General features: G+C 35.0%; 10 protein-coding genes. 5 read left to right on the forward strand and 5 right to left on the reverse strand.

Features of this window, described 5'->3' with window-relative positions:
• The first annotated feature begins 233 nt into the window (after positions 1 to 233).
• The 3 genes from AC6CHH_RS10420 (at position 234) to AC6CHH_RS10430 (ending at position 4,514) form a co-directional block, all read left to right on the forward strand.
• A complete protein-coding gene (locus AC6CHH_RS10420; protein WP_498282529.1) occupies positions 234 to 1,706 on the forward strand; it encodes a S10 family peptidase in 1,473 nt (490 codons plus the stop codon).
• 184 nt (positions 1,707 to 1,890) lie between these two features.
• On the forward strand, positions 1,891 to 3,387 hold the full coding sequence (gene putP, locus AC6CHH_RS10425; RefSeq protein WP_498282531.1) for a sodium/proline symporter PutP: 1,497 nt from the start codon (positions 1,891 to 1,893) through the stop codon (positions 3,385 to 3,387).
• Positions 3,388 to 3,503: 116 nt separating this feature from the next.
• Positions 3,504 to 4,514, forward strand: coding sequence for a LacI family DNA-binding transcriptional regulator (locus tag AC6CHH_RS10430; RefSeq protein ID WP_498282533.1), 1,011 nt, complete (start codon positions 3,504 to 3,506; stop codon positions 4,512 to 4,514).
• A 304-nt stretch (positions 4,515 to 4,818) separates the two neighbouring features.
• On the opposite strand, the gene AC6CHH_RS10435 is transcribed toward AC6CHH_RS10430, so the two are convergent.
• The 3 genes from AC6CHH_RS10435 to AC6CHH_RS10445 form a co-directional block, all read right to left on the reverse strand.
• On the reverse strand, positions 4,819 to 6,684 hold the full coding sequence (locus AC6CHH_RS10435; protein ID WP_498282535.1) for a CocE/NonD family hydrolase: 1,866 nt from the start codon (positions 6,682 to 6,684) through the stop codon (positions 4,819 to 4,821).
• Between the two features lie 527 nt (positions 6,685 to 7,211).
• The gene (sucD, locus tag AC6CHH_RS10440; protein ID WP_498282537.1) at positions 7,212 to 8,084 is read right to left on the reverse strand and encodes a succinate--CoA ligase subunit alpha; all 873 of its coding nucleotides are present in this window, start codon (positions 8,082 to 8,084) and stop codon (positions 7,212 to 7,214) included.
• Positions 8,085 to 8,157: 73 nt separating this feature from the next.
• Positions 8,158 to 8,697, reverse strand: a complete 540-nt coding sequence (locus AC6CHH_RS10445; protein ID WP_498282539.1) for an RNA methyltransferase — start codon at positions 8,695 to 8,697, stop codon at positions 8,158 to 8,160.
• A gap of 114 nt (positions 8,698 to 8,811) precedes the next feature.
• Between AC6CHH_RS10445 and rpsT the strand changes: the two genes are divergently transcribed.
• Complete coding sequence (gene rpsT / locus AC6CHH_RS10450) at positions 8,812 to 9,066, forward strand: 30S ribosomal protein S20 (RefSeq protein WP_498282540.1); 255 nt, start codon at positions 8,812 to 8,814, stop codon at positions 9,064 to 9,066.
• Between the two features lie 139 nt (positions 9,067 to 9,205).
• Here the strand turns inward: rpsT and AC6CHH_RS10455 are convergent, their stop codons facing one another.
• Both AC6CHH_RS10455 and AC6CHH_RS10460 read right to left on the reverse strand, forming a co-directional pair.
• On the reverse strand, positions 9,206 to 10,063 hold the full coding sequence (locus tag AC6CHH_RS10455; protein WP_498282542.1) for a 3-keto-disaccharide hydrolase: 858 nt from the start codon (positions 10,061 to 10,063) through the stop codon (positions 9,206 to 9,208).
• Positions 10,064 to 10,075: 12 nt separating this feature from the next.
• On the reverse strand, positions 10,076 to 10,888 hold the full coding sequence (locus tag AC6CHH_RS10460; protein WP_498282544.1) for a helix-turn-helix transcriptional regulator: 813 nt from the start codon (positions 10,886 to 10,888) through the stop codon (positions 10,076 to 10,078).
• 350 nt (positions 10,889 to 11,238) lie between these two features.
• Between AC6CHH_RS10460 and scpC the strand changes: the two genes are divergently transcribed.
• A complete protein-coding gene (gene scpC / locus AC6CHH_RS10465; RefSeq protein WP_498282546.1) occupies positions 11,239 to 12,726 on the forward strand; it encodes a succinyl-CoA:acetate CoA-transferase ScpC in 1,488 nt (495 codons plus the stop codon).
• Positions 12,727 to 12,744: the final 18 nt, after the last annotated feature.

Consider the following 12,744-nt stretch of genomic DNA (forward strand, 5'->3'; position numbering starts at 1 on the left):
TCCCAGCTCATCCTGTGTGCCCGGCCATTCTTCCCTTACAGACTGAAAAACCCCAACACATCTTACCAAAATCCTCTAAGATCTTCAAGTAAACGGGCAGTATGCTTTGATGAGAAATTTGTTTTGATTAGGACGTAAATTCACTTAATAATAAGTTTTAATGTGTCGAAAACATCAGTTAGGCCAATAATTTATTATCTTACGCAATCAAACTCTATTAACGTTATGATTTTATGAAAAGACTTTTTTTATTATTAACTGTTGTATTTTTTAGCGCCTCAATATTTGCTCAGAGGCTACCTCTTGCTGATACCGCAATTATTACTAAACATCAAATTTCTGCTAATGGTCAAAAATTTGGATATACGGCAAAAGCTGGCACACAACCAGTTTGGGATAACCAAGGTAAGGTTTTGGCTACAGTCCATTATACTTTTTATACTCGAGATCATGTTCAAGACAGAAATAAAAGACCATTGGTGATTTCTTTTAATGGAGGGCCAGGTTCTGGTTCAGTTTGGATGCACCTTGCTTATACGGGACCAAGACTGTTAAATATAGATGATGAAGGATATCCCTTACAACCATATGGTGTTAAGGAAAACCCTTATACAATTTTAGATGTGGCAGACATCGTATATATTGATCCAATAAATACGGGATATTCGCGTATTTTAGATACAACTGTAGATAAGTCTTTATTTTTTGGTGTAAATGCAGATATTAAATATTTAGCTGAATGGATAAATACGTTTGTAACGAGAGAAAATCGTTGGTCATCTCCTAAATATTTGATTGGAGAAAGTTATGGAACAACTCGGGTGTCTGGACTTGCCCTTGAGTTACAGAATGCGCAGTGGATGTATTTAAATGGAGTTATTTTAGTTTCACCCACTGAACTTGGATTGAAACGAGAAGGTGCAATCGAGAAGGCTAATCGTTGGCCATATTTTGCTGCAACAGCCTGGTTTCATAAGAAACTTCCATCCGAATTGCAAAGTCGTGATTTAGAAGAAATATTACCGGAGGTGGAAGAGTTTACACTTAATGAATTGTTACCGGCAATCGCTAAGGGCCATAGCATAAATTCTGAAGATAAAAATGCTATAATTAAAAAAATGGCTTATTATTCTGGCCTATCGGAGACAATTATAAGGGAAAATAATCTTGATATTCCAACGAATTTATTTTGGAAAGAATTATTGAGAGATAAAGGCTTTACTATTGGCAGGTTGGACTCCCGTTACCTCGGAGTAGATTTTCGTGACGGGGGTGAGCGCCCAGATTATAATTCAGAACTAAACTCTTGGTTGCATTCTTTTACACCTGCAATTAATCATTATTATAATAATGAGTTGAACTATAAGTCTGATGTAAAATATAATATGTTTGGTAATGTTCACCCATGGGATAACACAAATGATAATACGGGATTAGATTTAAGGAAAGCAATGGCCTCTAACCCTTTTTTGCATATACTGACTCAATCAGGATATTATGATGGAGCTTGTGATTATTTCAATGCTAAATATAATATGTGGCACATGGATCCTTCAGGAAAACTTGCATCGCGGATGAGTTTCATCGGGTACAGAAGCGGACATATGATGTATTTGCGGAAGGAAGATCTTATTAAGGCAAATCAGGATATACGGGAATTTATAAAGAAGTCGTTGCCAGCACCCGATCAACCTGCTAAATATTGATATTAACCCAATTTTATTTCTCATTTTAAAATATCTTTTGATGTGAAATATCATCCTGTTTAGTCATTAATAGATATGAAATTGAACATTTGAAAAGTTGAGGACAAATAATAATAGTTAATAATATTTTAAAACTTGGATACTTATCTAGTTTTGTAGCACTTTTACGAATAAAAATATTTAGATGAATACGTACGAATTAATTTCCATAGGATTATACATGCTGTTAATGATCTTAATAGGCCTTTATTCCTATAGAAAATCCACAAGCAGCTCGGAAGAATTTTTAATTGGTGGAAGAAAAATGGGAGCGGCAGTAACAGCACTTTCTGCTGGGGCAGCTGATATGAGTGGTTGGTTATTGATGGGGCTTCCAGGGGCAATGTATCTTTCGGGCTTATCAAGTGCTTGGATTGCTATCGGATTGACAATCGGGGCATTTTTTAATTATATTTTAGTTGCCCCAAGACTTAGGGTTTATACTGAAGTAGCGAAGAATTCGATTACATTACCGGTCTATTTTGAAAATAGATTTCACGATAAAACTCAATTGCTTAAAATTGTGTCATCCATCCTGATTTTGGTCTTTTTTACCTTATATACTTCTGCTGGGATGGTTTCCGGAGGACGATTGTTTGAATCTGCTTTCGGAATTGATTATCACTCAGGGTTATTCTTGACAACATTTGTTGTTGTATTATATACCTTTCTGGGTGGTTTTCTCGCTGTCAGCTTGACTGATTTTGTACAAGGAACTATTATGATCATCGCTTTGGTTCTTCTTCCAATAGTATTGGTTTATCAGTTAGGAGGATTAAATAACACATTGGAAATCATCGAAATCAAAAACACAAATTACCTTAATTTGCTGACAGGCTCATCGGCCATATCTATTGTTTCACTATTAGCGTGGGGGCTGGGCTATTTTGGTCAACCCCATATTTTAGTTCGTTTCATGGCAATTGAAAATGCAAAAGACATCCCTAAAGCGAGAAATATTGGAATTGGTTGGATGATATTCACAGTAGGGGGAGCGATGCTAGTGGGTTTATTTGGCATTGCTTATTTGCAAAAGTATGATGTTGAAACGATGATCAAATTTGATAACTCAAAAGAATTAGCAGAAACTATTTTCATTCACCTATCCAGAGGATTATTTCATCCTTTAATTGGAGGTTTTCTATTGTCCGCTATTCTAGCTGCCGTGATGAGTACAATTTCTTCTCAATTATTAGTTACTTCAAGTTCAATAACAGAGGATATTTTTAAAGCCTATTTTAAAAATTATGCAACGCCTAAGAATATGTTAATAATGAGTAGACTTTCGGTTTTGAGCGTTGCCATTATCGCTTTACTCCTTTCACTGAATCCGAAGGATAGTATTTTAAATTTAGTAGGGAATGCTTGGGCAGGTTTTGGGGCGGCGTTTGGGCCTTTAATTTTATTATCATTACTTTGGAAACGGACAACAGCAAAAGCAAGTCTTTGCGGGATGCTTGTTGGCGGTTTGGTCGTTTTACTTTGGGTTTATGTACCACACGATTATAAGGAAGTTTATGAAATAATACCTGGGTTTGGGTTAAGCTTCTTAACCATTGTAGTGATTTCCCTTTTTTCAAAACCCGTATCAACCGAGGTTCAAAAGGAATTTGAGCACGTTTCAAGTATTCTAAAATCATAATCTGTGCTTAAATTTCAGGAATATATACTTCAATTATTCACCTTGTATGTCAACTTCAATTGATTTTTAATCTCATAGAATTGATATATATTTGATAGAAATATTTTAAACTAATTATGTCCCAATTAACTATTGTTGATCTTGCTGCCAAACTTGGCCTGTCCAAGTCAACAGTATCACGCGCATTTAGAAACAGTAGTGATATAAAACCAGAAACAAAGGCAAAGATTCTTGCTATGGCCGAAACGTTAGGATTCTCTCCAAACACACATGCAAGTAATCTTAGAGGAAGTAAGAGCCATACCATTGCTATTATAATTCCTGAATTTGGAAATAAATTTTTTAGTCAAGCCATTAAAGGTATTGAATCAATTGCTCGTTCCAAAGGTTATCATACATTGATCTATGTGACAGACCATCAGGTTCAGAATGAAGCATCAATAATTCGTTCATTATCTAATGGGAGGGTAGATGGAGTCATAATGTCAGCCTCTGGCGCTGGGAATGAGCATAACCATATGAAGTTATTAAAGGATAATAATATTCCAATAGTTTTCTTTGATAGAAATTATGATGACATAAATACACAGTATGTAACGGGAAATGATGAAGAATCAAGCTTTAATGCCACTGAACATTTAATACTGAACGGTTGTAAGAAAATTGCCTATTTAGTCATAAATCAAAAAGTATCTATTGGTAAGGTACGTATGGAAGGCTATCTTAGAGCATTAGATGAATATAAGATCCCATTTAATAAGAATTTAATCTTAGACACAGTGAACGAAGTGTCACAAAATATCCAAGATATAAAAGAATTATTAATTCAATACAAACCCGATGGAATTTTAGCATCCGTGGAGCATTTAGCCATATCAACACTAAGGGTTGCAAAAGAACACGGAATTTTAATACCTGAGGATTTAAAATTAATTTGTTTTTCCTGTTTAGATATTACGGATTTATTACAACCCTCCCTAAGTGTAGTAAAACAACCAGCTATTGAGATGGGTAAATTGGCCGCGACATATTTGTTTGATGAGTTGATAAATCCCCAGATTCTTCAACAACAGGAGATAACAATTTTAGAATCAAGTTTGATTTTCCAAAATTCTAGTAAAAAATAAAAATATTTTATTTAAGTATTTTAGGTATTTTATTTTTTACTAGAATCTCGACAATTTGATAATAATATTTTAAAATCTAAAGAAGTTAACCATTTTTTAGTGCAAAGTGATATCTTAAAATTCGTTTTGTTTCCGAAATGAAAACGGAAAAAGATTACATAATTTATTCAAATCGATACTTTTGTTTCATCCATAGAATAGCCACAAAAGTAGATGAAATGCACGCCGATAGGTAGATAAAAGAACTTTTCGGAGGTTACATCATTGAGATATTATGTTTAGTTTCCATCCCAATTTTAACAAATTAATCAAGTGTAGTAAAGGTTATTTTACTAGGATTTGATTGGTCAAAATATATTCTGTGTGTGTTTGTTTTGAAATCTTCAGCTTTTGCTTGAAAAATATCCATGAATTGATTCGGGTTACGATCTGTTAATGGAAACCAGCTGTGTTGAACTTGTACCATTACTCTGTGTCCTTTTTTAAAGGTATGTGCAACATCAGGAAGTGTCAAATTGACTCTGGTCACCTGGTTTGGTATAAATGCTTCTGGATTACTGAAACTGTTTCTGAATTTACCTCTTAAAATTTCTCCCCGTACCAACATTTGATAATTTGGCATCACGACTTCTTCAGATATGGCAGAGCTTGCAGTACTGCTATCTGGATATACATCGATGACTTTAACTATAAAATCAGCGTCTGTTCCCGTCATTGAGACGCTTAAATTAGCAATAATAGGGCCCGTGAAGGTGAGATCCCTTTCTAATGGCTCGGTTTCGAAAACCATCACATCAGGCCGGTTCGCAACAAAACGTTGATCGGCAATCATATATTCTCGGGTTCTATTTACGAAGATTCCTTCTTGTGATGGAACAGGTTTATTTGGATCACTTACATATTCCACAAACTTAGAAGCACCATTTTCAGGATGTTTGGTTAATTTTCCGTTTGCATTTAAATATAAACTTTGTTCCTGGATGCCTTTTGGAGGCCATTGATCAAAGGTTTTCCATTGATTCGATCCAGTTATAAATATGTTCGCCTCGCCAGGATTAAAATTTCCTATACCTTTTAAATAATATTCGAAGAAGGGGAGTTCAAAATTTTTCTGGTACTGTAAGCTTGTTTTTTCTTGAAATTTAATGTCCCCAAAAGAATCGCCTTGCGAACGTACCCAGCCACCATGAAACCACGGGCCCATAACTAATATTGAATTGTTCTTTTTGTTACGATTTTCTATTTGTTTGTAAGTTTCAAATGTGCCATAAGTGTCCTCTGCGTCAAATAGTCCCCCAACTATCATAACTGCAGGTTTAACATCGTTTAAATGATTTGTAATTGTCCTGTTTACCCAAAACGAATCCCGGGAGCTATGTTTAGCCAAATTGTCCCAAAATTTAACGGTATGTCCTAAATATTTGTTTTTTAGTCCTGAAAGAGTTGGATTATCCATAAAAAACTTATATAAATCTTTGGAATGTAATTCAAAGCTTTTTGGAGCTTGTTCATTGGTAATAGGTTTGGGCCTAGGAGCGTCAAATGTATACATAAAACGAAATGCATCTGCCAGAAATAATGCACCTCCATGACGAAAATCATCTCCAATAAACCAATCTGTTACTGGTGCTTGAGGAGAGACAGCTTTTATTGCAGGATGAGTTTCTATTAAGCTCGCTGTTGAGTAAAAACCAGGATAAGAAATTCCATAAACACCAACTTTTCCATTATTACCTTTAAGGTTTTTTACCAACCAATCAACGGTATCATATGTGTCGCTGCTTTCGTCTATCTGATGTTTATTCGTTTTGGTTTTCGTAGGACGAATATCATCAAAAGTGCCCTCACTCATCCATTTTCCACGTACATCTTGATATACAAAGATATACCCAGCCTTCATCATTTCGGGGAAATTTCCAAGAGATGCTTTATAAGAATTCTGGCCATACGGAGCTACTGTGTAAGGAGTTCTATTAAGCAGAATTGGATATTCTTTAGATGTATCCTTTGGGGTGTAAATTGAAGTAAAAAGCCTTACACCATCACGCATTGTAATATATTCTTCCGACTTATTGTAATGTTCTTTTACATATTCAACATTAGCATCTTGTCCTTTAGTTTGAAATCCAACTAAGAGAAATAGAAAGCAAAATAATATTAATTTTTTCATAATGGTTAGTTTTGACCTTAGCAACTGAAGGTAAGAAAAATTTATAAATTAAAAATCCACTTTATAGATTATATGATTCTGATAAGGCTTGTTTAACGAATTATAAGCTAAGGGACTATCTCACGTTTTAGGTTTGATTAACTATCCTTGTAATTTTAAAAGTTCAGAATGGAAGTTTTATAGGCCCTTGATTAGTAGGTCTAAATAAGCTCATTAAGGACACTATGATGTGTATATAATAATCTTACCTGAAATGTAGTAAAGTTTCTCAAACGCTCTAAAATTGACCTTAAAACAAACGTCTGGATATGCGTCGTGAATTGACAGGAGATGCGAGCTCGAAAAGTATCGATGATTAAACTCGGATTTTGGAATGATTTTTTATAAGAAGGTCTAAATTTAAATAGGTATTATCCATTTTGAAATTCGTTGGATAATACCTATTATTCATATGTTAAATATTGACCATTTTTAATTCTAGTTTCCTTCCTTTTTTATCATCTAGAGAGGTACTAAAACAGCAAAAGTTATTTTGCTAATTCTTCAGCCATTGCTTTTCCAATTTCTGCAGGAGATTCAACAACACGAATCCCACATTCACGCATAATCTGCATTTTAGCGGCTGCTGTATCATCAGCTCCGCCAACAATAGCGCCAGCGTGACCCATACGACGTCCTGGAGGGGCAGTTTGTCCTGCGATGAATCCAACAACAGGTTTGGTTCCATGCTCCTTAATCCATTTTGCAGCCTCGGCTTCCATACCTCCGCCAATTTCACCAATCATAATGATACCTGTAGTTTCTGGATCATTCATTAATAATTCAACAGCTTCTTTTGTCGTTGTACCAATGATTGGGTCACCGCCAATTCCTATTGCAGTTGAAATTCCTAATCCAGCTTTTACAGTTTGATCTACAGCCTCATATGTTAATGTACCAGATTTAGATACAACACCTACGGTGCCTTTTTTGAAGATAAATCCTGGCATAATTCCAATCTTTGCTTCGTCAGCAGTAATTATACCTGGGCAGTTTGGACCGATTAAACGCGATTTTTTATCACTCAAGAAAGATTTCACTTGAATCATATCTTTAGTCGGAATACCTTCAGTAATACAAACAATTAAAGCGATTCCAGCAGCAGCGGCTTCCATAATAGCGTCAGCGGCGAAGGCTGGTGGAACAAAAATAATAGAAACATTCGCACCAGTTTTATCAACAGCATCTTGAACTGTGTTGAATACCGGGCGATCTAAGTGTGCTTGGCCACCTTTACCTGGGGTAACACCACCTACTACATTTGTGCCATACTCAATCATTTGAGATGCATGATAAGTGCCCTCGTTTCCGGTAAAACCTTGAACGATTACTTTGGAATCTTTATTTACTAATACACTCATTTTGTCTTATTTTTTGCAACGCAAATCTACTATTTTGATATGACTTCTAAAAATCAGAATGCTAGGTATTTTGTTATTTTTTGATAAACTTGGTTTTATTTGTAAAATCCCATAGAATAATTCCAATGGTGACGGAAACATTAAAGGAATGTTTTGTGCCAAATTGTGGAATTTCAAGGGTGCCATCGGACGCTTTTATAACTTCTTCTTGAACGCCATGGACTTCATTTCCGAAAACCAATGCATATTTTTCTTTTAATATCGGTTCAAATTTTTCCAATGAAATGCTATTGTTAGTCTGCTCTATTGCAAACACTTTATAACCTTCAGATTTTAATTTTTCTATTGCATCTTTACTGTTTTTATGATGTTCCCATTCGACCGACTGGGTCGCTCCAAGTGCAGTTTTCTCTATTTCTCGGTGTGGAGGAGTGCCTGTGATACCACAAAGAATAATTTTTTCCACAGAAAATGCGTCAGCAGTTCGAAAAGCTGATCCAACATTGTGAAGACTGCGAACGTTGTCTAAAACGATAACCAAGGGAGATTTTTCCTGAGATTTGAAAGTGTCGATGTCAACTCTGTTGAGTTGTTCCATAGATAATTTATGCATAGACAAAGATAAGAAAATCAAAAAATTAAAAATGATTTTGAATATTAGATTTTCTATGCTATTTTTGCAGTCCGCAATTAAGTATAAAAGATTAATATTATATAGCTAAGAGAAATGGCAAATCATAAATCAGCGATCAAAAGAATTAGAGCTAACGCTGCGAAGCGTCTAAGAAACCGTTACCAAGCAAAAACGACTCGTAACGCAATTAAAAAATTACGTAATACAACTTCAGTAGATGAAGCAAAAGAATTATTACCGCGTGTAGTATCTATGCTTGACCGTTTAGCAAAGAAGAATGTGATTCACAAGAAAAAGGCTTCGAACAACAAATCAAAGTTGACTAAATTCGTTAACAAGTTAGCGTAACACTAACTTTTTCCTTCAGAATATTATAGGGGATGTTTAACATCCCCTTTTTCTTTTGCTTATAACTTCTTAGACCAATTAACTGAAATATCTAAGCTTATTGGTCTAATAGTTATGCTAAGATTGGACTGGTATTTTCTTATTGTGTTAACAAGATTGTATTTACAATTTCATTTAATTTAACGTTATCCGCTTTAAATGGAGCAAGATCATACAACTCTACTTTCTTAAAGTCAATTGGATGACTTTCACTTTGAAGATAAATGAAGCCTTCCTTGAGCAACTTACCATCCGTTTTTATCTTAGGATCAACAGGGGCGACATTCGCACCTCCTATCTGTGGTTTATTATATTCTAATACAACTTGACCTTCTATTATATGTTTTATTACAGAATCTCCTAAGACAAGAAAGTCTGCGGTGACCCATTGTTCTCCATGATAAGTTTTTGAAGTCGAACTTAGGCAGTGAGGAGTAAATAGTTTCTCCTTAATCACCACATTTGTACCAGGAGTACACAAATTAGAGGTGGTACGTTCATCCTTTCCATTTCCACCTAATAATTGGCCTTCAATAGAGATTGGGAAATCTTGCTCTTTTAAGATTGTATGTGGATCCTGCCCGTGTAACATAGCACCACTATTACGGGTGGCCCATCCTTCACCTCCTTTTGCTTGTTCGCCTACAAAGCGGTAAGTCACTCTTAATAGATAATAACTGTAAGGGGTGTTAAAGGCGAGGTGACCATATTGCTGGTTGAAATCATCATATCCGTCATATCTCACTTTTAACAGCCCATCTTCTACGCGAAATGTGTTCGCATAATTTTCTCCAACATCATGCAATCTAATTTTGGGCGTCCATTCATTAATGTCCTTCCCATTGAATAGTTGGATTGCTTTAGGAGTTTTCTCATTGCTCTTCATTGCCTGTGAATTCACTGAACAAGAAAACAAAGTACACAGTGCAATAGCTGCGCTCAGGGTTTTTAAGATCATTTAGTATTGGGTTTATAAAAGTAAATTTCTGTTTTTTACATATTCGCTTGGACGAACACCGATCACTTTATTAAAAGTATTGCTGAAAGTCGGAAGACTATTATAACCAACTCTAAGGGCAACTTCATTTACACTTAACTTTTCATCTAATAACAGTTTCAGTGATGTTAACATTCTGAGTATCGTGAAATACTGTATATAAGACATGCTTAGTTCTTTTTGAAACAATCGCGCTAAGGTTCTTTCGGATATGTCAAAATGTTCCGCTAGGTTTTTGAAACTAACATTTTCAGCAATATTGAGTTCCAAATAGGTTATTATTTGTTTAAGCTTATCATTTTTTGGATAAGGAAGAGCTAAAGGAAGCTCTGTTTGAGATAGTTCTGGTAAAATTAATTTAAACGCTTTAGCGATTGAATATTTTGGTTCTTCATCTGGAAAGATGTTACCATTCCATCTGTTCGTAAACATAATCAATTCAATCAATAGATCATTTACTGGATATATATTGACTTTATCAAAGAATTCAGTGTCTGTTTCAAAATTAGGGAAGTAAAGATTCCGCATTACAACATCTGGACTGCTTGGATGTATGCTGTGCTTAACATTTGCAGGTATCCATATGTAATGGCGGGCGGGTAGAAAATAAGATTTTTCTGACGTTCTTAGAAATACAACTCCGCCTTCAGTATATAAAAATTGACCTTTAGCATGTGAATGTTCTGTGATGAAATTCTCTCCCATCATGGCATGATGACAATAGATACTCTTATCGAAAGTATCTACTTCGGTCATATAATATTTATCAACATATTCCTTTTGCATTAAGAATTGGGAGTTAATGAGCTATAAATTTCTATTTTTTATTTGATAAAAGCAAAAGGGATGATTTTATTGGACCTAATTTCCTTGTGATAGACATAATTTTTACTATGTAATATCCCAAAATTGAGATTTTTCGCTGATAATTTCATTCCGAATAAGAATTGATTTTTTACCATATATAACCGCTACATTAGATCAACCAATAGATTTTATTCGTTTATTATGCGCGTGAGTGATTAGTTACTTTTGTGCACTTATTCAATAAGTAAGTGTCTAAATTTAATAATTTTAAAAATAAAATATTGCTTAATATTGTCTCGCCCTTTGAAGCAAGTGTTAATATTAAAACAATGATTGAAAGAATACGTTTAGAAAGACTTAAAGAGAAAGTAACAACCGTTCAAGAAGCGGTAAAATTGATAGAAGATGGAATGGTAGTTGGAGCCAGTGGTTTCACTAAAGCTGGAGATAGCAAAGTAATATTACCGGCACTGGCTGAGCGAGCTAAAATCGAAGATATCAAAATCACTTTAATGACTGGAGCTTCCTTAGGGCATGGCACAGATGGAAAGCTTGCCGAGGCAGGTGCCCTAAAAAAGAGGATGCCTTTTCAAGTAGATCCAATTTTACGCAGCAAGATAAATTCGGGAGAAGTGTTATTTATTGATCAACATTTAAGCGAAAGTGCTGAATTGCTACATAATAAAAATTTACCAGATGTTGATATCGCTATTATTGAATGTGCCTTTATTGATCGTGATGGTAGTATAGTTCCAACGACTTCTGTAGGTAATTCTGTTACTTTTGCCGCTTTGGCAAAAAAAGTGATTCTCGAAATTAATACATCTATTAATGAAAATGTTTACGGCATACACGACATTTATCAAGCTGAAAATTATCCCCATAGGAATGTTATTCCAATTGTTGCACCATGGAACAAAATTGGTAGAAAAACGATACCATTGGATCCAGATAAAGTAGTTGCTATCGTATTCACGAATCAAGTAGATAGTGCTGCAGACATTGCACCGCCTGATCAAAAAACAACGAATATTGCAAAACATATTCTGAGCTTCTTCGAAGAAGAAGTTCGACTAGGGCATCTAACGGACAGACTATTGCCTATCCAGGCAGGAATTGGCAAGGTTGCTAATGCCGTGTTAACAGGGTTCATTGATAGTAGTTTTTATGATTTAACTATGTTCTCAGAGGTTTTACAAGATAGTACCTTTGATTTGATGGACGCTGGTAAGTTAAGTTTTGCATCTGCTTCCTCCATTACAGTATCAAGTGAATGTTATCAACGCGTTTTTGGTAACCTTCAAAAGTATAGAGATAGATTCGTTTTGAGACCCCAAAATATTTCAAATACCCCAGGTCTAATCAGGAGATTAGGCATTATAGCAATCAATACTGCTATTGAATTTGATATTTATGGAAATGTAAATTCAACCCATTTAGTAGGTACCAAAATCATGAACGGGATAGGGGGGTCAGGTGATTTTGCTAGAAATGCCTATCTAAGTATTTTTGTTACCCAATCTGCGTCTAAGGAAAATCGAGTTTCTCATATCTTACCGATGGTGTCTCATACAGATCATACTGAACATGATGTAGATATATTGGTAACCGACATTGGCTTAGCCGATTTACGTGGATTAGCACCACGTGAGAGAGCACAAAAAATTATAGACAATTGCGTACATCCGGATTATAAAGAAGAATTACAGTCGTATTTCAATCGTGCTTGTGAGCGAGGAGGCCATACACCTCACTTATTAGAAGAGGCTTTTAGTTGGCATATCAGGTTCAATCAGACTGGATCAATGAAAAAATAAAAAGATCACTATTTAAAA

The sequence above is a fragment of the Sphingobacterium sp. GQ94 genome, from assembly GCF_059758715.1.